Here is a 23,577-nt window from a genome sequence, read left to right on the forward strand (position 1 = left end):
GCGGCGTGGATACGCTGCTCATCGAAACCATTTTCGACACGTTGAACGCCAAAGCGGCCCTCTACGCCGTGCAGAAGTTCTTCGACGAAGGCGGCCGCGTGGTGCCGGTCATGATTTCGGGCACCATCACCGATGCCTCTGGCCGCACCTTGAGCGGCCAGACGGTGGAGGCGTTCTGGAACTCCATCCGCCACCTGCCGCTGCTGAGCGTGGGCCTGAACTGCGCCCTCGGGGCCGACCAGCTCCGCCAGTACGTGCAGGAGCTGAGCCGCATTTCCGACGTACATATCTCCGCCTACCCCAACGCCGGCCTGCCCAACGCCTTCGGCGGCTACGACGAATCGGCCCAGGAATTTGCCGCGCTGGTGGAGGAGTATCTGAAGGAAGGCATCGTGACGGTGGTAGGTGGTTGTTGCGGCACTACGCCCCAGCACATCGCCGAACTGAGCAAGCTGGCTGAGAAATACCAGCCCCGCCAGCTGCCCGCCGCCATTCCGCCCGCCACGCGCCTGAGCGGTCTGGAGCCGTTCGGCATCACTGAGCAGAGCCTGTTCGTGAACGTGGGCGAGCGCTGCAACGTGACCGGCTCGCGCGCTTTCGCCCGCCTCATCCGCACCGGCGCATATGAGGAAGCCCTGGCCGTGGCCCGCCTGCAAGTAGAAGAAGGTGCCCAGGTCCTCGACATCAACATGGACGAGGGCATGCTCGATTCGGAGCAGGTGATGACGACGTTTCTGCACCTCATCGCCTCGGAACCCGACATTGCCCGGGTGCCGGTGATGATTGACTCCTCGAAGTGGAGCGTACTGGAGGCCGGCCTGAAATGCGTGCAGGGCAAGAGCATCGTGAACTCGATTTCGCTGAAAGAGGGCGAAGCGGCCTTCCGCGAACGGGCCCATACGGTGCGCCAGTACGGTGCCGCCGTGGTGGTGATGGCCTTCGACGAAAACGGCCAGGCCGACTCGCTGGAACGCCGCATCGAAATCTGCCAGCGCAGCTACGATATTCTGGTGAAGGAAGTGGGCTTCGACCCATCTGACATCATTTTCGACCCCAATATCCTGACCGTGGGCACGGGCATGGACGAGCACCGCAACTACGCCATCGACTTCATCGAAGCCGTGCGCTGGATTAAAGCAAATTTGCCCGGCGCGCTCACCAGCGGCGGCATCAGCAACATCAGCTTCTCGTTCCGGGGCAACGACGTGGTGCGCGAGGCCATGCACACGGCCTTCCTCTACCACGCCATCAAAGCCGGCCTGGACATGGGCATCGTAAACCCCGGCCAGCTCGGCGTGTACGATGAAATCGAGCCCAATCTGCTGGAGCTGGCCGAAGACGTCCTCCTAAACCGCCGCGCCGATGCCACCGAGCGCCTCGTGGAATTCGCCGACACGGTGAAACAGAAGGACAAGGCCGAAGTAGTGGCCGACGAGTGGCGCAGCCTGCCCGTGTGGGACCGGCTGCAACACGCCCTGGTGAAGGGCATCACCGAGTTTATCGACGAGGACACCGAGGAAGTGCGCAAGCAAGTCGGCCGGCCTTTGGAAGTCATCGAAGGCCCGCTGATGGCTGGCATGAACGTGGTGGGCGACCTGTTCGGGGCCGGCAAGATGTTCCTGCCCCAAGTGGTGAAATCGGCTCGCGTGATGAAGAAGGCAGTGGCTTATCTGGAGCCGTACCTGCTGGCCGACAAGCAGGGCTCCGACCGCCAGACGGCCGGCAAAATACTGATGGCGACGGTGAAAGGCGACGTGCACGATATCGGCAAGAACATCGTGGGTGTGGTGCTGGCCTGCAACAACTTCGACATCGTGGACCTCGGCGTGATGGTGCCGCTGGAGAAGATTCTCGACGAAGCCCAGAAGCAAAACGTGGACGTGATTGGCCTGTCCGGCCTCATCACGCCCTCGCTCGATGAGATGGTATACGTGGCCCAGGCCATGGAAAAGCGCGGCCTGAAAATCCCCCTGCTTATTGGTGGGGCCACCACGTCGCGCCTGCACACGGCCGTGAAAATCGCGCCCTCCTACAGCGGCGCGGTAGTGCACGTCAACGATGCCTCGCGCTCGGTGGGCGTGGCCGCCGGCCTGCTCGGCTCGGGCGAAAAAGCCTACGCCCAGACCGTGGCCGACGACTACGCCGCCCTGCGCGCCGACTACGCCAGCCGCCAGCGCGACAAAAGCTACCTGACCATCGAAGCGGCCCGCGCCAACGGCTTCAAGTCGGACTGGAACACGGTTTCTATCACCAAACCCAGCTTCCTCGGCACCAAAGTCCTCGAAGACTACGACCTCGCCGAGCTGGCCCAATACATCGACTGGACGCCCTTCTTCCACACCTGGGAGTTGAAAGGACGCTACCCGCGCATTCTGGAAGACGAAACGCTGGGCGAAGCCGCGACGAAACTATTCGAAGATGCGCAGACCATGCTCGCCACTATCATCGATGGCAATCTGCTCACGGCCCGCGCTGTGCTGGGCTTCTGGCCGGCGAATACGAAGGATTACGACACCATCGAAATCTACGCGGATGATACTCGTGAAACTGTAGCCACTGAGTTTTTCACGCTACGCCAGCAGGGCGAGAAAGGCCCGGGCATCCCCAATATCGCCTTCTCCGATTTCCTGGCTCCGAAGGAAACTGGCCGCGCCGACTACATGGGCGGGTTTGCCGTTACGGCTGGTATTGGCATTGAGAAGCTCATCGAGCAGTACGAAGCCGACCACGACGACTACTCCAGCATCATGGTGAAGGCCCTGGCCGACCGCCTGGCTGAGGCCTTCGCCGAGCGCCTGCACGAGCGGGTGCGCCGCGAGTTCTGGGGTTACGCGCCCGACGAGCACCTCACCGGTGACGACCTCATTCAGGAGAAGTACCGCGGCGTGCGCCCTGCCCCCGGCTATCCCGGCTGCCCCGACCACACCGAGAAAATCACCCTCTTCAAGTTGCTCGACGCCGAGGGCAAAACCGGTATCTCGCTTACCGAAAACCTGGCCATGTACCCGGCCTCGTCGGTGAGCGGTATGTACTACGCCCACCCGGATTCGCGGTATTTCGGGTTGGGCCGAATTGGCGTGGACCAGGTGGCCGACATCGCCCATCGCAAGCACATGCCGCTACCCGAGCTGGAACGCTGGCTGATGCCCAACCTGAACTACGAGCCGAAATAATGTAGTGTGGACTCTGCGAGTCCGCGCCCGCACCACACGAAATAATTGCCCTCACGCTTCCATGCGCGGACTCGCAGAGTCCACGCTACCTATATGAAAGTTACCGACCACCTCGCCCAGGCCAACGGCAAAACCCTCTTCTCCTTCGAGGTGCTGCCGCCCAAAAAGGGCGAAAACATCCACACGCTCTTCTCGAATATCGAGCCGCTGATGGAGTTTAAGCCGCCGTTCATCGATGTGACGTACCACCGCGAAGAATACGTGTACCGCCACCATCCCAATGGCTTGCTGGAGAAGAAAACCGTGCGCCGCCGCCCCGGCACGGTGGGCATTTGCGCGGCCATCAAAAACCGGTTCGACGTGGACACCGTGCCGCACCTCATCTGCGGCGGTTTCACGAAGGAGGAAACCGAAAATGCGCTGATTGACCTGCACTTCCTGGGCATCGACTCCATCCTGGCCCTGCGCGGCGACCCCATCAAATCGGAAGGCCATTTCAAGCCCGAGCTCGACGGCCATGCCTACGCCTGCGACCTCATCGGCCAGGTGGCCAACCTGAACAAGGGGGAGTACCTGGATGAGGAACAGGATGATACCTGGGCCACCAACTTCTGCATCGGCACGGCCGGCTACCCCGAAAAGCATTTTGAAGCGCCTAATTACGCTTCGGATATCAAGTTTTTGAAGCACAAAGTGGACCGGGGAGCTGATTACATCGTGACCCAGATGTTCTTCGACAACGAGGAGTTCTTCAAGTTTGAGCGGAAGTGCCGCGAGGCGGGCATCAACGTGCCCATCATTCCCGGCCTGAAACCGCTCACCACCAAAAGCCAGCTCACCATGCTGCCCCGGGCCTTCTACCTCAACCTGCCCGAGGCCCTGGCCGAAGCCATCAGCCAGTGCCGCGACAACGAGGCCGCCCGCGCCATCGGCATCGAGTGGTGCCTCAACCAGAGCCGCGAGCTGATGGCCCACGGCGTGCCCTGCCTGCATTATTATTCGATGGGCAAGTCGGAAAGCATCCGGCGGGTGGCGGCGGAGTTGTTTTAGGTTGCCTGAGCAGTCGTACAGATGCAGTCGAACAACATTGAACGTCATGCTGAGCGTAGTCGAAGCATCTCTACCGTGTAACTAATCCTGACGATTTGGATTACTACTGCGGTAGAGATGCTTCGGCTGCGCTCAGCATGACGTTCTTTCTCATCACAGCTTTTCATCTGAGCTAACCTTTCAGCCGGCGTAGCAGTACAGGGCACAAGCGGCCGCAACGGCCGTTATTTGCAACCTACTTACTGTGTTTGTGCTATGAATGGTGAATTGCGTAATCGGCCGGCGGCCCTGAAACTCGGCGGCGTATTACTGGCCGCACTGCTGCTCACCGGCTGCGACTCGACACCCAACGAGCGCCGGGCCGCTGCCCGCGAGGCCGGCCATGAGCTGGACACCGTGGCCCGCACCGCCGCCGGCAAGCTGGCCCGCATCGGCAAGGCCACGGCCACCTACGATGCCAGCAACCGCGCCCGCCGCGCCCGGCCCCTCGACCCGCGCCAACAGCTGGCCATGGAAGCCAAGCTGATGGGCCCTTACAACGGCCAGATTAACTCCCTCACGCCCCAGGACCTGCCGGCCGCCTACGGCCAGCTGGTGCGCGAAACCCGCACCCAGCGCGCCACCTGGACCGACCGCGACTGGGACTACGCCCGCGCCGTGTACCAGCGCCTGAACGACCAGCTGAAGCAGGTCCGCATGGACATGCCCGCCCGCGACGAAGTGCGCGTCCGCGCCCGCCAGGCCGAGTTCGTGAGCCTGCAGGCCGGCCACGCCGTGAACGGCATCGACGCCGCCACCCGGAAACAGCCGAAATAGAATTATGAATTAAAAATTATGAGTTATGAATTGCTTATCATGCCTTTGCGGTACCATACTTCGCCCACAAATTCATAACTCATAATTTTTAATTCATAATTCCCTCCCGTGTCCCGCCCCGACTCCGTCGTTTTTCTCGAATCGTTTTACGAGCCGATGGCGGCCAACCTGGCCCGCACCCGGCTGGAGGCTGCGGGCATTCCGTGCTTTCTCAGCAATGAGAATCTGGTGTCGATGATGCCGCTCTACAGCCCGATTACGGGCGGTGTGCGGCTGCACGTGCGGCAGAGCGACGCGCAGGCCGCGCTCGACATCCTGCACGCCGAGCCTGAGCCCCGGCCTACCGGCCCGGATGTGGCTTCTTTCGAGGCCGACGCGCCCGACCCAGTCACACCGCGCTGCCCACGCTGCGGGTCGTCGGACGTGGCGTATGGGCCGGCCACGCGCAATACCTACGGGTTCTGGTCGGGGCTGCTGTCGGTGCTGCTGCGGTTTCCGGTGCGCGGCAACAGGTTTCACTGCTTCCACTGCGGCAACGAGTTTGCGTAGGTAGCCAGCAGCGGGGTATTGAAGCTGAAAGCCAATACCAAAGGCATCGGGATTGCCGTTATTGCAGCATGGCTGGCGAACATAACCGGCGGCTTGGGCTGCTGTTGCTTATTGGATTGGTGTGGCCGGGTGTGCCTGCGCTGGCGCAAGCGCCCCTGCCTTCCGGTGACGGTATCAGAGGCGACTACTACGAAGGGACGAATTTTGAGAAATACGTCCTGACTCGTCGCGATGCGACCATTAATTTCAACTGGGGCCACCAACCGCCCGCATCGGGGATGCCAGCCGAGGAGTTTTCGGTGCGCTGGACGGGCTGGCTGGTGCCACCGGTCAGCGGCAAATACGTTTTTCATGTTACCGTAGACGACGGGGTTCGGCTGTGGCTGAACGACCGGCAACTGCTGAACGAATGGCGCGGACAGCCCCTGAGCGACTACACCGCTACGGCGGAGCTGCGGGCCGGCGAGCCATACCACCTGCGGGTTGACTACTGCCAATACGGCCTGGATACCCGCATTTTCATCACTTGGGAGCGGCCCGACGTACCCCTGAAACCGCCGACTGCATCGTGGCGCAACTTCTGGGGTAAAATGGCCGAAATGCCAAAGTTGGCTCCAATTCCGACCAGCTACCTGTTCAGCCGCAACCCGCCACCGGCCGCCACCGGCACGGCGGCCCCCAAGCCAGTAGTTCGGCCACCGAAACCAGAGCCGGCCCGCGTCATTCCTACGCCGCCAGCTGTGGTACCTGTCCGCCCGGCCGCGGTGGTGCCCAAGCCGGTTCGCAGCCCCGCTCCCGTGCCGAACCTGGCCGCTTCCGTTGGCAGCAGCGAGGCAATAGCAGCTCCAGCATCAGCTGCGGCCCCAACAATGCTTCTGGCCGATTCGGGCAGCGTGGCTTCGCTGACCGGCCTAGCCATAGGCGGCACGGTGACGTTGCCGGAGCTGTATTTCGACCAGGGCAAGGCCGTGTTGTTGCCGCCCTCCCGCGCCGCCCTCGACCGGCTGGCCACCATCCTGAGTGCCCAGCCAGACCTGCGCCTCGAAGTGCAGGGCCACACCGATAACGTGGGCAACGCCGAACTCAACCGCCAGCTCTCGCAGCAGCGGGCCGAGGCGGTGTGCCTCTATCTCACAGCCCACGGCGTGAGCACGGCCCAGCTTCGGCCGGTGGGATACGGCGGCACCCAACCCGTGGCCGACAACGCCGACCCCGCCCAGCGCCCCCGCAACCGCCGCGTGGTGCTGCGCCGGCTCTGAACCACCGGTAGGGTAGCACGGGCAAATAACCGGGTCAGCGGCAGCCATTGGCGGGTTTTTCGCGTAAGCCGGGGCATCACGTTTTCCTACCCGCCATGCCTCCTAAGAAAACCACGGCTGCTCCCGCCGCCCAAAAAAAACCGGCTACTCCTGCCAAGAAAGCCGCCCCTGCCAAAGCCGAGCGCCGCCCCACGGCCAAGGACATGAAGGCCGCTGCCCAGAAGCTGCCCTACCCGGCCAAACAGGCCGATATGAAGCTGCAGCCCCAATCGGACCTGGCCAATTACAAAGCCGCCGGCAAGCTGAAGGATAAAGTCGCCATCATCACCGGGGCCGACTCCGGCATTGGCCGGGCCGTGGCCATTGCCTTTGCCAAAGAGGGCGCGCACGTAGCCGTCGTCTTCAACGAAAACGTGGAGGATGCGGAGAAAACCAAGCAAATGGTCGAAAAGGAGAAGCGCAAGTGCCTGCTACTCCAGCTCGATGTGCGCGACCCCGAGCAGTGCAAGCAGGCCGTGCGCCGCACCCTGGCCGAGCTGGGCGGGCTGAATATCCTGGTGAATAACGCCGCTTTCCAAATGAGCCAGGCCAAGTTCGAGGACATCCCGGAGGAGCAGATTCGTCGCACTTTCGATACCAATATTCTGGGCTACATCTGGATGGCGCAGGCTGTGATTCCGCACCTCAAAAAGGACGACTGCATCATCAACACGGGCAGCATCGTGGGCATCACGGGCATCCCGATTCTGGTGGATTACGCCTGCTCGAAGGCCGGAATTCATGCCCTCACCAAGTCGCTGGCGCTGTATCTGGGCGAAAAAGGCATTCGGGTGAACTGCGTGGTGCCCGGCCCGGTCTGGACGCCCAACATCCCCGGCACCATGCCCCGCGAAGAAATCGCCAAGTTCGGCCACGAAGTAGCCCTCAAGCGCCCCGGCCAGCCCGAGGAGCTGGCCCCCGCCTACGTACTGCTGGCCTCGCAGGATGGCTCGTTCATGACCGGCAGCCTCGTACACGTGACGGGCGGCAAGCTTAGCAGCGACGAGTAGGGCGAATAGATTTTACTGAACGTCATGCAGAGCGCAGCGAAGCATCTTGCCCGCAGTAGTAATCATTTGCTATCGGGGTAAAGATGCTTCGCTGCGCTCTGCATGACGGCCTTAACCGCACTCTGACTTCGGCAAACTGACTAACTATACCTGTTTAGCAACATTTTTGCGCCGCGAATAATCAACCAGCGAAGCCGCCGGTTACCTTGGCACTTGTCGCCCGCTTTCAGCGCGTTAGCCGCTGCGGCGGCCACGTTTTTCACCTCCTTCTTTCACTTCAATTCCCACATTTTACATGGCCGAAAACTCCTCTTCCCTGCTCGACCGCAGCCGCACCGTGGCGGGGCCGGGCTACAACCGCTGGCTGGTGCCGCCGGCCGCCCTGGCCATTCACCTGGCCATCGGGCAGGCCTACGCCTTCAGCGTATTCAACAAGCCGCTGGGCGCACTCATCAGCGGCGACCCGGCCAAGCCCGCGCCCGACGACTGGACTCCGCTACAAATCGGCATCACGTTTTCCATTGCTATTGTGCTGCTGGGCCTTTCGGCGGCCATTTTTGGGAAGTGGCTGGAGCGCGTGGGGCCGCGCAAGGCCATGCTGGCCTCGTCGCTCTGCTTCGGCGGCGGCTTCCTGATTGCCTCGCTGGGCGTGCACCTGCACAATATCTGGCTGCTGTATTTCGGCTATGGGGTCGTGGGCGGCATCGGGCTGGGCATCGGCTACATTTCGCCGGTGAGCACGCTGATTAAGTGGTTTCCCGACCGCAAGGGCGTGGCCACGGGCATGGCCATCATGGGCTTTGGCGGCGGCGCGATGATTGGCTCGCCGCTGGCCAACAACCTGATGACGCACTTCAAAGGCTCGGCCCCGCTGGGCGTGGCCCCCACGCTCATCGTGATGGGCATCATTTACCTGATTTTCATGCAGTTTGGCGTGTGGACCATTCGCGTACCGGCCGATGACTGGAAGCCCGCCGGCTACGTGCCCAGCACCGTGCACAACGACATGATTACCACGGCCAACGTATCGGCCGACAACGCCATCAAAACGCCGCAGTTCTGGATGCTGTGGGTGGTGCTGCTCTGCAACGTGACGGCCGGCATCGGCGTGCTCGAAACGGCCTCGCCGCTCATTCAGGCCGTTATTTCCGGCACGGCCAAAGGCAAGGGCATGGATAGCACGGCCCTGGCGGCGGCCGGCGCGGGCTTTGTGGGCCTGCTCAGTTTGTTCAACTTGCTGGGCCGCTTCTTCTGGTCGTCGGCTTCGGATAAGCTGGGCCGTAAGGTGGCGTATGCCATCTACTTCGGCCTGGGCGTGGTGCTTTATGCGCTGGCCCCTACGCTGGGAGCTAATGCGCAGCTAACGCTGTTTGTGGTGGTTGCCTGCGTGATTATCAGCATGTACGGCGGCGGGTTTGCCACGGCTCCTGCGTACTTGTCCGACTTGTTTGGCAAGTATCAGGTAGGTGCCATCCACGGCCGTTTGCTCACGGCCTGGAGTACGGCCGGCGTGCTCGGCCCGCTCATCGTGCACTACCTGTCCGATAGCCGCAAGGCCGAAGGCTTCACCGGCGCGGCCATGTACCAGACGGTGTTTTATACCATGGCTGGCCTGCTGGTGGTCGGTTTCCTGGCTAACATCATCGTGACGGCCGTGAACGAGCGGTACTACGAAAAAGGCCCCGTGACGGTAGAAGCCGGCGGCCACTAAGTCTCAGTCTTTCAAACCATAACTTAACTTCGATATGAATCCGCAACCCAATTCTCCTACCCCTCCTGCCGCCGAGCCCGGCGTGGGCGGCTCGGTGGTCCTGGCCTGGCTGGTGGTGGGCCTGCCCCTGGCCTGGGGCGTGTCGCAAACGTTCATTAAGGCACTGGCACTGTTTAAATAAGCACCGTTTGCGTCTGTTTTTGAGAAAGCAGCCGGCCTTGGGGTCGGCTGCTTTTTTGTTTCAACCTGCCAAGACGGTCGATTTATTTGGTGGTCAGGGCATAGAAATAATGTGCTCCTGGCCGAAAATTTTCCTGGTTCGCGGCCCAGCCCCGGGAAGATTTTGCTCGTAAGGAGTTATTAGCTGAGCCGTTTCGTGCGGCGCTGTTTCAGCCCAAGCCCCCATCTCCTGATGTCCGTTCCCGTTTATCCTAGCGGCACCGTGCGCGCGCTGCTCGATACGCCGCACGTATCGGAGGCCACCCGCACCGCCGTGCAGGCCCGCCTCGCTGCGCCGGCCGCCTACGCGCCCCAGTTTCTGGCCCCCGAAACCTACGCCCTGCTCGAAGCCGTGGCCGCCCGCCTGCTCCCGCAGTCCGACCGGGCCGATGCGCCCATTCCGCTAGCTCCCGCCGTAGACCAGCGCCTGGCAGAAGGCCGTGCCGACGGCTGGCGCTACGACGCCCTGCCGCCCGACCGCGAGGCCTACCACCTGGGCCTGGGCGGCATTAAGGAAATCGCGCAAGCGCAGTTTAAGACCGATTTCACGAATCTGGATGCCGAGCAGCAGGACGCGGTGCTGCAAGCCCTGGCCAGTGGCACCCCGCCCGGCGCAACCTGGGCCACGCTGGATGCGGGCCGCTTTTTCGAGGAAATGCTGGCTGAGCTAACCGAAACCTACTACGCCCACCCGCTGGCCCAGGAGGAAATTGGTTACGTGGGCATGGCCGACCTGCCGGCCTGGACGAAAATCGGCCTCAACGAAAAAGAAGAACGGGAAGTGAAAGTGGTAAATGAGTAGCTGAGCAACTGAGTAAATGGTCGTTTACCTACTCGTATTAACTCGCTCGTCTACCGCACATTGCCCCTTTACTCAATTGCTCATTTACTCATTGCAAAAATGCCCGACGAAGAAGTTCTAGAAGAAGGCGTCCTCAATCCCGTCAAGCCCGAAATTCAGGACCCGCTGCTGCGCGCGTTGCTGGCCGATGAGCCCGCTACCGCCCCTGTAGCGGCCGATACGCCCAAAGAGCAACCGCTGCCCACCGAGCCCGAAGCCGACGAAGTGGACTGCGTGGTGATTGGGCTGGGCGCGGGCGGCGCGCCGCTGCTGGCCCGTCTGGCCATGGCCGGCCTGAAGGTAGTGGCCTTGGAAGCCGGCCCCTGGCACAACCCTGCGAAGGACTTCGCTACCGACGAAAAGGCCCAGGATTTCCTGTTCTGGAATGATGAGCGGCTGGCCGCCGGCCATGACCCGCTGGCCATGGGCAAAAACAACTCCGGCACCGGCGTAGGCGGCTCCACGCTGCACTACACGGCCTACACGCCCCGCCCGCTGCCCGATGATTTACACATCCGGCGCGATTTCGGGCAGGGCGAGGATTGGCCGGTGAGCTATGAGGAGCTGGCTCCATATTATGAAGAAGTAGAGCATTTTATTGGAGTTTCGGGGCCAACGCCCTACCCCTGGGGCCCCAGCCGCCGCAAAGGCTACCCGCTGGCCCCGCTGCCGCTGAACAGCGCCGCCCAGCTGATGGTGCGCGGCGCGGAGAAAATGGGGATTAAGACTTCCCCGGCGGCGAATGCGGCGCTTTCGGCCCGCTACTACCAGGAAGGAATTGGCTGGCGCGAGGCTTGTACCAACCGGGGCTTTTGCCAGGCCGGCTGCTCGAATGGCGCGAAGTCGAGCATGGACGTGACCTTTATTCCGCTGGCGGTGAAGCACGGGGCCGACATCCGCCCCAACAGCTTCGTGACCGAGATTGAGCGTGATGCCCGGGGCTACGTGACGGGCGTGGTGTACACCCAGAACGGCGAGCAAAAGCGCCAGCGCTGCCGCCACCTCTTCCTCTGCGGCGGCTCAGTGGAGACGCCGCGCCTGCTGCTGCTGAATGAGCTGGCCCTGACCAGCGGGCAAGTCGGCCGCAACCTGATGGCCCACCCCGGCCTGCAAGTATGGGGCACATTTGCCGATGAAGTGCGGCCCAACAAGGGCATTCCCGGCGGGCTAATTTCGCAGGATACCCACCGGCCGGCCGGGGCCGATTTCATCGGCGGCTACCTGCTGCAAAGCATTGGCGTGATGCCCGTAACATTTGCCGGGCAGGTGGCGCGGGGCCGCAAGCTCTGGGGCCAGCCCCTGCGCGACTATATGCGCAACTACAACCATATTGCCGGCATCAATATCCTGGGCGACTGCCTGCCCCACGCCGACAACTTTATGGAGCTGGCCGAGGAAAAAGATGCGCGCGGCCTGCCAAAACCCCGCCTGCACTTCACGGCCCAGGAAAACGAGCAGCGCATGAATGCCCACGCCGAAAAGGCGATGCGCGGCATCTGGGAGGCGGCCGGCGCTACCGATATATGGTCGTTTCAGCGCTACGCCCACGTCATCGGCACGGCCCGCATGGGCAAAAGTGGCGACGACGCGGTGGTGGACGCCAATGGCCGCGCCTTCGACGTACCCAACCTCTACATCTCCGATAATTCGACCTTCCCCAGCGCACTCAGCGTGAACCCGGCGCTGACCATTATGGCCCTGAGTCTGCGCACGGCGGATAAGTTTCTGGAGCAGCAGCAGCGGCGGGATACCTGAACGTCATGCTGAGCGTAGCCGAAGCATCTCGCTTGCCACCACTAATCAATAATGAAACAACGATTGGATTACTGCTGCACGCGAGATGCTTCGGCTGCGCTCAGCATGACGTTCTAAAATACAGCCATATGAAGTCCTTTCTCACGGAAATTCACGACCATTTCGGCGACGGTAACTACGAGGGCGACGAATTCGGCGGTGCGCGCGGGCACAACGGCAACGGCCTGCCCACGGGCCTGCCCAACAATTTCATGTTTGCCACCGGCATCGAGTGCAGCTACCCGACCATCGACGGCGGCAAAACCCGCCGTGATATGCTGGCCGAGTGCGACCACTACAACCGCTACCAAGAAGACCTGGCGCTGGTGAAAAGCATGGGTCTGAAAGTGTTGCGCTACGGCCTGCCCTACTACAAAATTCAGCTCAGCCCCGATAAATACGACTGGGAATTTGCCGACCTGGCAATGGCCGAAATGCAGCGCCTGGAAATCACGCCGATTCTGGACTTGATGCACTTCGGCGTGCCCGATTTCATTGGTAATTTCCAGAACCCAGAGCTGCCGGTACACTTCGCCGCCTACTGCGAGGAAGTGGTGAAGCGCTACCCCTGGGTGCGCTTTTATACGCCGGTGAACGAGATTTACGTGACGGCCAAGATGAGCGCCAAAGATGGCATCTGGAACGAGCAGCTGAAGTCCGACAAGGCCTTTGTGACGGCCCTGAAGCACATTGTGGCCGCCAGCATCATGGGTACGCAGCGCATTGCCAAGCACCGACCCGACTGCATCATCGTGCAAAGCGAGTCAGCTGAGTTCACCCACGAGCTGCGGGCCGAACACACCTACGAGGTGCAGATGCAGAACAAAATGCGCTTCGCCGCACTCGATTTGCTTTATGGCCACCACCCCGAGGGAGATGTACTCAACTACCTCTACGATAACGGGATGAGCCGCCGAGAATACGACTGGTTTATGGCCGGCGAGCCGCCCGGCTACCAGATTATGGGCAACGACTACTACGGCCGCAACGAGAAAATTATGCTGCCGAATGGCGAAATCGTGACCAGCATGGACGTGCTGGGCTGGTACAACATCACCCACGACTACTACCAGCGCTACAAAAAGCCGGTGATGCACACCGAAACCAACGTCCTCGAAGCCAAGGATGCGCCCACTTGGCTCTGGAAGCAGTGGGTTAATATATTGAGGATGAGAAAAGAAGGCGTGCCCGTCCTCGGCTTCACCTGGTACTCGCTCATCGACCAGCTCGATTGGGATAAGGGCCTGGAGCGCAAAGTGGGCACCGTGAACCCCTGCGGCCTCTTCGACCTCGACCGCAAGCCCCGCCCCGTATCCGAAGCCTACAGAATGCTACTCCAGGAGTACGGCCAGATTACGATAGTACCTCACGGCGAGCTATTTGAGGTAACGAAAGCGCCCGCCACACTGAAGGTGGAGGTGTAGCGTGGGCTCTACGAGTCCGCGCCTGAGAAATATTGGATGCGCGGACTCGCAGAGTCCGCACTACATTCACTCACCCTACACCCGCCGCGCATTCTTTGCACTCCCATGAAACAAGCGCTGCTGCAAAACCAGCTCCACCGCCTGCTCTGGCAGCACGGGCTGCTGCTGCTGCTGGGCCTGGCCCTCTACCTGCTCGACAAGCACGAAGGCCTGCCGCCCGACGTGATTACGGGCCTGCTGCTGGTGGCAGCGGCCGGCAAGACGGGCTACTTTCTGCTGCACAATTTCCGCGCCCTGGCAGCCCTGCGCGATACCTTCCAGCAATTCCTGCTGCTCGTTTCGCTCAACTTAGGCATGATTGCGCTGTCCTTTGCCCTCGATTTTTATTGCCTATACCGCGTCAACGACCACGCCTTCGCCGGGCTGCGGCCGGGCTCGGAGCTGGAGGTTTTCGGGCAATTATTTTACCACAGCGTGGGCACGCTCATCAGCAACTCGGGCAGCACCGTGACGGCGGCGGCCGGCCCCACGCAGGTGCTGCTGCTGCTGGAAAAAATCTCCGGCTTCGTGTCCACGGTCTTCGTCATTTCGAACGCCGCCAACTACCTCGGGCCGCTGCCCAAGGCCGGGCCGAAACCCGTAGCCCCGGCCGATGGGCCGGAAACATTGCCGAAGCCCGAAACTGGCAACGCAGCTACGGTTGGCCCTAACTCGTAAAGCCGGGCCATGACTACTCCTGCCCCCGGCCTGCTTCTGCGCGTAGCCGCCATCTGGCCCCTGCCGGGCCTGGGACTGCTCGCGCTGCCCGCTGGTCCCACCCCGCTGCTGCTGCCCTACGCCCTGCACACAGCGCTGGTGGTGGCCGCCATCCTACCCGATGGTACCCGGCAGCCGGGCACCGCCACGGTGGAGGAGGTGAGCCGGCCCGATACCGGCACCGGGCCGGTACGCGGGCTGCTGCTCGATATGGGCACCGCCTGCGCACTGCCACCGGACACCGAAATCTGGCTGGCCGGGGAGCCCGCCGACGAGCTTCGGTAAGTGCCTGCTCATCCGTTTATCGACTCCCAATTGCCCCCGTCGACTTTCCGGGGGGCTTGGTAGACGCGCCTTGGTGGCCGGGGTGCGCTCCCGCTAGTTTCGACGCACCCGAAGGACGGGCCGGCCGACTGGCCGTTTTCGCATTCCCCTTTTCACTATTTATCTCATGTTCAAAATGCTCTTTTCACTCCTGGCGCTTGGCTTATTATGCTCCGGGCCCACGGCCTCGGCCCAGTGCCGCGACCCCTGGATTGCGCAGGCTTACAAGCAGATGGCCAGCCGTGCGCCTGTGGGCCAAGGCGATGCCTGCGAGTGCAACACGCACCTCTACAACAATGGCAGCTGGGGCAACTACAACGAGCTGGCCGGCTACGTGAAGCAATACCTGCAAAGCGGTGTGCGCCTGGGCTACGCCCCACTGCCCAACGGCAACTTCGCCGTGGCAGTGCTGCAAGGCAACCAGGTAGCCGCTATTTCGGTCCTGAACTCGGGCGGCAACGTGGTGTCTTCCGGAGGTGGCAACGTGGTCGCTTCCGGAGGTGGCAACGTGGTCGCTTCCGGGGGTGGCAACCTGGTGGCCTCAGGCGGCGGCAACATCACCGGGCTGAGTGCCAACACGCCGGGCTTCTCCTTCGGGCAGGCCCGCGGGGTGCTCGCCGCCGGCGAGCGCCGCCTGCCCACCAGCGGCGGCGGCACCATCGTCATCCGCTGAGGTTGCCAATATCCAATTTTCGCTATCTGCTCCCCGCTCCGGCTTCGGCTGGGGCGGGGAGTTTTTTTCTAAATTCAGGTCCGCCCGGTTGGTTGCCCCCAAACGGCTTCTGCACGGTTAGTCGACGCCCGACAGCTATTCGCTTGGCAGGTTTAATCTTTCACCAGAAATTTTACTGTTTTCGGCACGGAACTAGTTGGGAGGCGCTTGCGCTTTGCGTAAATTGCCGGACTACTTAAGGTTTTGGCATTTGGCTCTTTTATACTTCGTATGAAATTTCTTGCTCCGCTGCTCCTGGTGTGCCTCCTGGCACTGCCAGCCGCCGCCCAGCGTATCGTAATCAGTGGCCAAGTGGTGGAAGCTACGAACGGTGAGCCGGTGCCGTTTGCTTCCATCTTTATTCCTAAAAGCAGTGCCGGTGTCACGGCCGATGCCGACGGCAAGTTCAAGCTGGCCGCCACGGGCTCGCCCGATTCCATTGCGGCTTCGGCCCTGGGCTTTGCCACCCAGCGGCGCAAGCTCAGCAACGCGGCCGTGCAAACGGTGCTGTTCCGCATGAAAACCGGCGGCGTGGCCCTGGGCGAAGTCATTGTGCGGCCCGGCGAAAACCCCGCCTTCCGCATCCTGCGCGAAGTGCAGAAACACAAGCCCGAAAATGCCCGCAGCGCCCTGCAAGCGGCCGAGTACGACTCCTATAACCGCATCGAAACCAGCCTGATTGACCTGCCCAAAAGCCTGTCCAATCGCAAGGTTATCAAGGATATTCGGGCGCTGGCCGTGCGCCAGGGTGCCGCCGCTGCGGCTGATGTGGATGCCCCGCTCCCCGTTTTCGCTTCGGAAGTGGGCTCACGGGTGTACCAGCGCAACAACCCGCTACGTCGCCGCGAAGACCTGATACACAAGCAGATGCGCGGCGTAGGCCCCCGCGAGGGCTCGGTGCTGTCGCAGATGCTGGGCTCGAACTTCCAGAATTTCGACTTCTACCCCAACTGGCAAAACGTGCTGGGCAAGGACTTCATCTCGCCCATCGCCGAAGGCGGCCGCATCACCTACGACTACGAGCTGCAGGATTCCATGTTTGTGGGCAAGGACTGGTGCTATAAAATCGCCGTCACGCCCAAGCGCAGCCACGATTTGGCCTTCAAAGGCACCATCTGGATTACGCAGGAAGGCTACGCCCTGCGCCGCGCCGACCTCGTGGCCAGCCCCGAAGCCAACATCAACTTCGTGAGCGACCTGCGCATTTACCAGGACCTCACCTCGCCCGTCGACGGCCCTGGCCTGCCCACCCGTACCAAGCTGGTGCTCAGCGTGCGGCCCTACGAAAAGCAGGCCGCCATGCTGGTGCGCTTCACCACGGTGAGCAGCAATTTTGTGCGCAACCAGGTGCACAACGAGCCCGGTTTCTACGACCAGCCCATCGTGTCGTCGCTCATGGAGCCTTCCGACAAGGAGGGTGCCGGGGTGGGCAGCCTGCTCACCGGCCTGCCCCAGGGTGGCGCGGGCGGCTACTTTGACCAGCACCGGCCCGATACCCTGAGCCTGAGCGAGCGCCAGACGTTCGCCGTGCTCGACTCGGCCAAGCAGCTGCCCTCGGTGCGCAACGTGCTCGACTGGGTAGAGCTGCTGGTGAACGGCTACAAGCGCGTGGGCAAGTTCGATTTAGGCCCAATTTCGACGCTCTACGCCAACAACGACTTCGAAGGCAACCGCTTCCGCTTTGGCTTCCGCACCACGCCTGACATCAGCCGCAACTGGCTCACGCAGGGCTACGTGGCCTACGGCACCAAGGACGGCCGCTTTAAGTACGGCATCCGCACGAGCTACGTGGCCGAGCGCCGCCACTGGACGGTGTTCACCGGCGAGTTCAAGCACGACGTGGAGCAGGCCGCCCTGCTCGACAACGACTTTCTGGAGAACAACAACCTGTTTGTAGCCGCCTCGCGCTGGGGCCGTTTCCGCCAAGGCAAGCCCGTGCTACGCGACCTCACCGCCTTCAGCGTGCAGCGCGACCTGTTCCACGGCTTCACCCAAACGCTGACGCTGCGCTACCAGAGCATCGACCCGCTGTTTGAATTCCGTCGCCGCCCCAACAATGGTCCGGGCAACCCACCCACCGAAGAACCCAGCTCGGATGTGCTGCACCTGAGCGAGATAGTATCAGAATCGCGCTACGCGCCCGACGAAAACCTGGTGCAGAGCGAAACCCGCCGCCGGGCCGTGGGCCTGAAGCGCTGGCCGGTGTTCAGCTTCCGCTACACGCTGGGGGCCATCGACTGGACGCAGGGCGATTTCATGTACCACAAGTTCAACCTGGCCATTTCGCACAGCGTATCGATGGGCCAGCTGGGCCGCCTCACCTACCGCGCCGAAGGCAACTACATTCCCTCAGCGCTGCCCTACATCATCCTCAAAACCCCGCTGGGTAATCAAACCCCATTTTATAACGCCAACGCTTTCAACCTGATGAACTACTTCGAGTTCATCACCGACCGCTCGGCCACACTCCGCCTCGACCACCATTTCGAAGGCCTGCTCGTGAACTCCATTCCCGGCATTCGCGCCCTCAACTGGCGTTTGGTAGCCACCAGCAACGTGCTCTACGGCAAGCTCTCGGACCGGGCCCGCCGGGCCAACAGCAATACCTCTGACCTGCCCGGCCCCATTTCCATGCCTTATGTGGAAGTAGGCTACGGCGTGGAGAACATCTTCAAGTTCATTCGGGTCGACTTCATTCACCGCCTCACCTACCGCGACGCTCCGGGTACCAGCAACTTCGGCGTGAAAGTAGGCGCGCAGTTCCGGCTGTAGTTATTGGGCCAACCTCGCCCGCTCAAATTCCAACGCCCGGCTGTGTTTCGACACGGCCGGGCGTTGGCAGTTTATGGCGACCAGCGGACAGCACAACTATGAGCAGTGAGTAAACCCTTACTTATCTTACTGGTTACCTTTGTCCGGTTTCGATTTGTGCTGTCGTAAGTTAGATACCGATATGTTTATTTCTTCTCCATTGATTTTGGGTTTGCGAACTATTGGTGGCGGGGACCCGCTATGCCGGCTGGTTCATGCCCTGCTGTGGCTACTGCTGCTCCTGCCGGCCCGCGCCCACGCCGCGCCCGAGGATACGCTGGCCGTGAGCCCGAACAACCCGGCCCTTTATCTGGAAGAGAACTATTACAGTATGCTGGAAGACCCCACGGGCCGGCTCCGGCTGGCCGATGTGCAGTCGCCGGCCTGGAGCCGCCGCTTTGTGATGTTGCGCGGCTCGGGCCACCCGCCCAACATTCAGCATCCGCGCAGCACCTACTGGCTCCGCATCACGGTGCGCCACGCCCCGGCCGAAAACGCCGCCTGGTACCTGGAGCTTTACGATTCGCACATCGGGCAGGCGGTGTTTTACGGCCCGCGCCCCGGCTCGGCCACGGCCTACGACAGCGTGGCCACCGGCGCCAGCCATTCCTTCGCCACGCGCCCGCATCCCTACAAAAACTTCCTATTCGACCTGCCGCCCCGGCCCGGCGAAACCGCTACCTACTACCTACGCCTGCATTCCGACACGCGCACCAGCTTCCGGGCCATGCTGCACAGTGGCGCGGGCCTCATCCCGGAACTGTCGCTGCAATACTGGCTGCTAGGCATTTTCTATGGCATCCTGTTCATCATGGTGCTGTATAACCTGATTCTGTTCTTCTTCCTGAAGGAGCGCACCTACCTCTACTACGTGCTCTACGTGCTGAGCGGCTCGCTCCTATTTCTGAGCGAAGACGGGCTGGGGTTCCAGTATTTATGGTCGGCCTCGCCCGACCTGAACCACTTCATTGGCGCGCTGGCGCCGGTGCTGCTGCTGCTCACGTTTGCCACCTACGCCAGCGGCTTTCTTGATACTGCTTCGCGCCTGCCGGCCCTGCACCGCCTCGGAACGTGGGTGGTGGGCGGCAGCACAGCCCTGCTGGTGCTCGATGCCGCTGTGGTGCATTCCGGCTTCAGCTTCTGGCTGTACCTGCTGCCGTATGGACTGCTGTATTACGCGGCTTTTCAGGCCTATCGCAGCGGTTTGCGGCCGGCCCGCTACCTGCTACTGGCGCAGGCGCTGGTGGCTACCAGCCTCACATTCCTCATCATGCGCAAGCTGGGCATCAACTTCTACAGCAACGTGTACACCGTGTACAGCCTCAACGCGGCCTTCGTGGTGGAAGTCGTAATTCTGAGCTACGCGCTGGGTGAAAAGCTGAAGGGCCTGATGGACATGACCCTGCTCACCCAAAACCGCCTGCTCAAGCAGCTCCGCAAAAAACACCAGGCCCAAGACCGCCTCGTGGAGCAAATGCGCGAAAACCAGGCGCTTAAAGACCAGCTCAACACCGAGCTGGAAGGTCTGGTAACCCTGCGCACCGCTGAGCTCCGCCAGCAAAACGAAACCGTGGCCGCCCAGAACCGCGAGCTGCTACAAGCCAACGGCCTATTGGCCCTGCAATCGGCGGCCATCGAAAAGCTCAACGGCGACCTCAGCCGCGACCTCCACGCCGAGAAGGCCGCCCGCATCGAATCGAAGGAAGTTGACTTTGGCGAATTCAGCCAGATATACCCCGACAAAGATGCCTGTCTGCGCTACCTCGCCGACCTTAAGTGGGGCCACGGCAGCTACCACTGCCGCAAGTGCGGCCACGAAAAGAGCTGCGAAGCCCGCGAACCCCATGCCCGCCGTTGCACCCGCTGCCGTTATGTAGAGTCGGCCACGGCGAGCACGTTATTGCAAAAGTGCAAGTTTTCCATCGTCAAGGCGCTGTATGCGGTGTTCCTGCTGCACGCCCATAAGGGCAGTTACTCTCCCTCGGAGCTGGCCCGCATACTCGACCTCCGCCAGGCCACCAGCTGGGCCTTTGCCCAAAAAGTATTGCAGGCCCTACAGCGCCGCCGCCAGGCTCCCGACTACGAAGAGGGCGAACCGTGGACGCATGTGCTACTCGATACTGCCGCCGACGCCGAAGTGGAGGAGAATGAACCCGCCGAAACCGGGAATTAAGCCCCCCATTTTTTCCCGGTAACGTTTGTGTTGGGAACTGGAATCAATTTGTCCACTTTGCCATATAATGGATAGCTTTTCAGTCTGGTATTTGGGAACTGGCAAATAATGTCAGTTTTTTTTTCAATCAGCCCTGTTTTTTTTCGTTGTTTTTTAGCCTGTGCCGCAAAAACCGAAAACGCTTTGGCTGCTTGTATCAGGCATGAATATGAAATGAGCACGTGTGCAGCAAGCGTATAAGCCATGCTGACCCAAGTGACAAAAACTGCCAAAACAACCATTCTGAGGCAGTTATTGAGTTGCATTTGCCCAACACACTCCTCTACATTTGGCCAACTGAATATTCCAGATGGCCTCGTTTTCCTCCCTGTTTCGCATTCGTTTGCTGCCCGGCCGGTCGTCGGCATCGGTAGTTCAAGACCATTCTTCCGCGTGGCGGAATTTGCTTGTGGCGCTGCCGCTTCTGGCCGCTTGCCAGCGCGGAGCCGTGCCGATGGCCACCACGGCTCCACTTACTGAAGCCCGCACAGCGGAAATAGCCCCGCCCACCTTCAGCCCGCGCGTGCAGCAGTTGCTGGCGCAAATGACGCTGGAGGAGAAAATCGGTCAGATGACCCAGCTAAACATTTCGGCGATAAATCATACTGGCACCAACGGCGATGTCTCGCTCGACTCGGCCAAAGCGGCGGGTTTAGTCCGGGATTTTCATATTGGCTCGTTCATCAACGGGGAAGCAGTGCCGGCCGTGCAATGGCTGCGCTACTCGGCCGCGCTGCAGCGCATTGCCCTGCGCGAGTCGCGCCTGCACATCCCCATGATTTATGGCATCGACCACATGCACGGGGCCAGCTACGTGGGCGGCACTGCCATTTTCCCGCACAACATCAACCTCGGGGCCAGCTTCAATCCGGCCCTGGCCCGGCAGGCGGCACGCGCCACCATTCTCGAATCAGCCGACCTGGGCCACCACTGGGTATTTGCCCCGGTGCTCGATTTGGGTTTGAACACGTACTGGCCCCGCTTCTACGAAACCTTTGGCGAAGACCCGCTGGTGGCGGCCACGCTCGGCACGGCTTTCACCGTTGAACTCCAGACCAATACTGAGATTTCACCCTATAAAGTAGCGGCCTGCGGCAAGCATTTCCTCGGCTACTCCGACCCGCGCAACGGCTGGGACCGCACCAACGCCCTCATCCCCGACCAGCGCCTGCAGGAGTTCTTCCGGCCTTCGTTTCAGTCCGCAATCGATTCCGGATTGAAATCCATCATGATTAACTCGGGCGAAATCAACGGCGAGCCGGTGCACGCGTCCAAAGCCATTCTCACCGATTTGCTGCGCCGCCAGATGGGCTTCAAAGGCGTGGCCGTGACCGATTGGGAAGACATCAACCGGCTGGTGCGCGTGCAGAAAGTGGCTCCCAACGAGAAGGAAGCCACCTGGATGGCCATCGACGCGGGCGTGGACATGGCCATGACGCCCTACACCACCAGCTTCTGCCGCATTGTGAAAGAGCTGGTGCAGGAAGGCCGCCTGACCCAGGCCCGCATCGACCTTTCGGCAGGCCGGATTCTGCAGATGAAGGATGAAATCGGCCTTTTCGAGAACCCCATGCCCCGCGCCGACCGGCTCAGCCGCATCGGCGACCCGGCGCTGCGGGCGCAGGCCGTAGCCGCCGCCCGAGAGAGCATGGTGTTGCTTAAGAATGAGCGCAATGCCCTGCCGCTGGCCCCGGCCCGCGTGAAGCGGCTGCTGGTGGTGGGCCCCTCGGCCGATTCGCGCGCCAACCTCTGCGGCGGCTGGACGCTGGCCTGGCAGGGCCGCCCCGAAGATGCTTACCCGAAGGATGTGCCCACGCTACTTGAAGCCTTGCGCCGGGAATATCCCCAGGCCAAAATCGAGATGCTACCCTACCGCGATGCCACCGGCAAAATGCTGTTGCCCAGCATTTCTGCTGCGGCAAAGCAGGCCGATGCCGTGGTGCTGGCCCTAGGCGAGCGGCCCTACACCGAAGGCCTGGGCAACACCTCAGACCTGACCTTACCCGTCGACCAACAGCAGCTGGCCCAAGCGGCGCAGGCCAGCGGCAAGCCTACGGTGCTCATCGTAATCGGCGGGCGGCCGAACATCATCCGCAGCGTAGCCGAGGGCTCGTCGGCCATCATTTGGGCGGGGCTGCCGGGCTACGGCGGGGCCACGGCGCTGGCCGAAATCATCAGCGGGAAGACTAATCCGAGCGGCAAGCTGCCTTTTACCTACCCGCAGTTTGCCGGCCACATCACCAACTACCACCACGATAATAACGAAAACAGCCTCGATTTGAGCGACTTTGGTGCAGGCTATGAGTCGCCGGGGGCCAAGTACAAAAGCTCGATGCTGACCGAGTTCGGCGAAGGGCTGAGCTACACGACTTACGCCTACTCCGGGCTGGCGCTGAGCGACTCGGTGCTGACCGGGCCGGCCGCCAAATTGCGCGCCACGGTGCGCGTGGCCAACACCGGCTCCCGTGCCGGTCAGGAAGCCGTGCTCTGGTTCCTGACCGACGAAATCGGTCGCATTGCCCGCCCGGTGCGGATGCTGAAGCACTTTGAAAAACAAGCCTTTGCTGCCGGCCAAAGCCAGCAGCTGACGTTCGACATTGACCCACTACACGACCTGAGCTACCCCGACGGCCAGGGCCGCCCGCAGCTGGAAACCGGCTGGTACACCCTGCGCGTGGGCTCCCAGATGGCCCGGTTCCGCTACGTGGCTTTGCCGGTGGCCAGCGCCACCCCAGCCGCCGGCAAAGCCACGGGGGCCGTGCGCCCGGCCTCTGACCAATCGCGCACCGTTACGGCGGCCGCATCACACTGATTATTCCGCAAACTCGTCGGCTGATTTTTAGCAGCCAACTTCTTCGCTTACCGCTTTTTAAAACT

Annotated in this window: 18 protein-coding genes; 17 read left to right on the forward strand and 1 reads right to left on the reverse strand. The window is 61.7% G+C overall.

What is annotated here, in order from left to right:
• From metH to AAFH49_RS17835, 16 genes are all read left to right on the forward strand, one after another.
• Nucleotides 1–3,173, forward strand: a 3,173-nt coding sequence (metH, locus tag AAFH49_RS17760; RefSeq protein ID WP_342300278.1) for a methionine synthase, incomplete at its 5' end; no start/stop codon positions are given.
• 93 nt (nt 3,174–3,266) lie between these two features.
• Nucleotides 3,267–4,223: a methylenetetrahydrofolate reductase [NAD(P)H] gene (metF, locus tag AAFH49_RS17765; RefSeq protein WP_342300280.1), complete on the forward strand. Its 957-nt coding sequence runs from the start codon at nt 3,267–3,269 to the stop codon at nt 4,221–4,223.
• A 255-nt stretch (nt 4,224–4,478) separates the two neighbouring features.
• On the forward strand, nt 4,479–5,039 hold the full coding sequence (locus tag AAFH49_RS17770; RefSeq protein WP_342300282.1) for a hypothetical protein: 561 nt from the start codon (nt 4,479–4,481) through the stop codon (nt 5,037–5,039).
• 108 nt (nt 5,040–5,147) lie between these two features.
• Nucleotides 5,148–5,588: a putative signal transducing protein gene (locus tag AAFH49_RS17775; protein ID WP_342300283.1), complete on the forward strand. Its 441-nt coding sequence runs from the start codon at nt 5,148–5,150 to the stop codon at nt 5,586–5,588.
• Nucleotides 5,589–5,656: 68 nt separating this feature from the next.
• Nucleotides 5,657–6,847 (forward strand): PA14 domain-containing protein, encoded by a 1,191-nt coding sequence (locus tag AAFH49_RS17780; protein ID WP_342300285.1) that lies wholly within the window; start codon nt 5,657–5,659, stop codon nt 6,845–6,847.
• Nucleotides 6,848–7,050: 203 nt separating this feature from the next.
• Nucleotides 7,051–7,896: an SDR family oxidoreductase gene (locus tag AAFH49_RS17785; RefSeq protein ID WP_342300317.1), complete on the forward strand. Its 846-nt coding sequence runs from the start codon at nt 7,051–7,053 to the stop codon at nt 7,894–7,896.
• Nucleotides 7,897–8,191: 295 nt separating this feature from the next.
• Entirely contained in the window at nt 8,192–9,607 is a 1,416-nt protein-coding gene (locus AAFH49_RS17790) for an L-lactate MFS transporter (protein ID WP_342300287.1), read from the forward strand.
• Between the two features lie 34 nt (nt 9,608–9,641).
• Complete coding sequence (locus AAFH49_RS17795) at nt 9,642–9,788, forward strand: MFS transporter small subunit (RefSeq protein WP_342300289.1); 147 nt, start codon at nt 9,642–9,644, stop codon at nt 9,786–9,788.
• Between the two features lie 231 nt (nt 9,789–10,019).
• Nucleotides 10,020–10,628, forward strand: coding sequence for a gluconate 2-dehydrogenase subunit 3 family protein (locus AAFH49_RS17800; protein WP_342300290.1), 609 nt, complete (start codon nt 10,020–10,022; stop codon nt 10,626–10,628).
• A gap of 99 nt (nt 10,629–10,727) precedes the next feature.
• Nucleotides 10,728–12,422 (forward strand): GMC family oxidoreductase, encoded by a 1,695-nt coding sequence (locus tag AAFH49_RS17805; protein WP_342300292.1) that lies wholly within the window; start codon nt 10,728–10,730, stop codon nt 12,420–12,422.
• Nucleotides 12,423–12,550: 128 nt separating this feature from the next.
• On the forward strand, nt 12,551–13,885 hold the full coding sequence (locus AAFH49_RS17810) for a family 1 glycosylhydrolase (RefSeq protein ID WP_342300294.1): 1,335 nt from the start codon (nt 12,551–12,553) through the stop codon (nt 13,883–13,885).
• Between the two features lie 105 nt (nt 13,886–13,990).
• Nucleotides 13,991–14,602 carry a hypothetical protein gene (locus AAFH49_RS17815; protein WP_342300296.1) on the forward strand — a complete coding sequence of 204 codons (612 nt, stop codon included), beginning with the start codon at nt 13,991–13,993 and terminating at the stop codon, nt 14,600–14,602.
• A 9-nt stretch (nt 14,603–14,611) separates the two neighbouring features.
• Nucleotides 14,612–14,926: a hypothetical protein gene (locus tag AAFH49_RS17820; RefSeq protein WP_342300298.1), complete on the forward strand. Its 315-nt coding sequence runs from the start codon at nt 14,612–14,614 to the stop codon at nt 14,924–14,926.
• 175 nt (nt 14,927–15,101) lie between these two features.
• Complete coding sequence (locus AAFH49_RS17825) at nt 15,102–15,638, forward strand: hypothetical protein (protein WP_342300299.1); 537 nt, start codon at nt 15,102–15,104, stop codon at nt 15,636–15,638.
• 270 nt (nt 15,639–15,908) lie between these two features.
• Entirely contained in the window at nt 15,909–18,449 is a 2,541-nt protein-coding gene (locus tag AAFH49_RS17830) for a DUF5686 and carboxypeptidase-like regulatory domain-containing protein (RefSeq protein WP_342300300.1), read from the forward strand.
• A gap of 205 nt (nt 18,450–18,654) precedes the next feature.
• On the forward strand, nt 18,655–20,661 hold the full coding sequence (locus AAFH49_RS17835; RefSeq protein WP_342300302.1) for a 7TM diverse intracellular signaling domain-containing protein: 2,007 nt from the start codon (nt 18,655–18,657) through the stop codon (nt 20,659–20,661).
• On the opposite strand, the gene AAFH49_RS17840 is transcribed toward AAFH49_RS17835, so the two are convergent.
• A complete protein-coding gene (locus tag AAFH49_RS17840) occupies nt 20,658–20,942 on the reverse strand; it encodes a hypothetical protein (protein ID WP_342300304.1) in 285 nt (94 codons plus the stop codon). The genes AAFH49_RS17835 and AAFH49_RS17840 overlap by 4 nt on opposite strands.
• A 167-nt stretch (nt 20,943–21,109) precedes the next feature.
• Here AAFH49_RS17840 and AAFH49_RS17845 point away from each other — a divergent pair, with 167 nt between their 5' ends.
• Nucleotides 21,110–23,512, forward strand: a complete 2,403-nt coding sequence (locus AAFH49_RS17845) for a beta-glucosidase family protein (RefSeq protein ID WP_342300306.1) — start codon at nt 21,110–21,112, stop codon at nt 23,510–23,512.
• Nucleotides 23,513–23,577: the final 65 nt, after the last annotated feature.

It is taken from the genome of Hymenobacter segetis (assembly GCF_038448715.1).
Taxonomy (GTDB): domain Bacteria; phylum Bacteroidota; class Bacteroidia; order Cytophagales; family Hymenobacteraceae; genus Hymenobacter; species Hymenobacter segetis.

Coding starts and splice junctions, on each gene's coding strand:
- metF (WP_342300280.1), top strand. CDS start 3,267: ATGAAAGTTACCGACCACCTCGCCCAGGCCAACGGCAAAACCCTCTTC.
- AAFH49_RS17785 (WP_342300317.1), top strand. CDS start 7,051: ATGAAGGCCGCTGCCCAGAAGCTGCCCTACCCGGCCAAACAGGCCGAT.
- AAFH49_RS17810 (WP_342300294.1), top strand. CDS start 12,551: ATGAAGTCCTTTCTCACGGAAATTCACGACCATTTCGGCGACGGTAAC.
- AAFH49_RS17830 (WP_342300300.1), top strand. CDS start 15,909: ATGAAATTTCTTGCTCCGCTGCTCCTGGTGTGCCTCCTGGCACTGCCA.
- AAFH49_RS17820 (WP_342300298.1), top strand. CDS start 14,612: ATGACTACTCCTGCCCCCGGCCTGCTTCTGCGCGTAGCCGCCATCTGG.
- AAFH49_RS17815 (WP_342300296.1), top strand. CDS start 13,991: ATGAAACAAGCGCTGCTGCAAAACCAGCTCCACCGCCTGCTCTGGCAG.
- AAFH49_RS17805 (WP_342300292.1), top strand. CDS start 10,728: ATGCCCGACGAAGAAGTTCTAGAAGAAGGCGTCCTCAATCCCGTCAAG.
- AAFH49_RS17770 (WP_342300282.1), top strand. CDS start 4,479: ATGAATGGTGAATTGCGTAATCGGCCGGCGGCCCTGAAACTCGGCGGC.
- AAFH49_RS17795 (WP_342300289.1), top strand. CDS start 9,642: ATGAATCCGCAACCCAATTCTCCTACCCCTCCTGCCGCCGAGCCCGGC.
- AAFH49_RS17825 (WP_342300299.1), top strand. CDS start 15,102: ATGCTCTTTTCACTCCTGGCGCTTGGCTTATTATGCTCCGGGCCCACG.
- AAFH49_RS17780 (WP_342300285.1), top strand. CDS start 5,657: ATGGCTGGCGAACATAACCGGCGGCTTGGGCTGCTGTTGCTTATTGGA.
- AAFH49_RS17790 (WP_342300287.1), top strand. CDS start 8,192: ATGGCCGAAAACTCCTCTTCCCTGCTCGACCGCAGCCGCACCGTGGCG.
- AAFH49_RS17840 (WP_342300304.1), bottom strand. CDS start 20,942: ATGGTTGTTTTGGCAGTTTTTGTCACTTGGGTCAGCATGGCTTATACG.
- AAFH49_RS17800 (WP_342300290.1), top strand. CDS start 10,020: ATGTCCGTTCCCGTTTATCCTAGCGGCACCGTGCGCGCGCTGCTCGAT.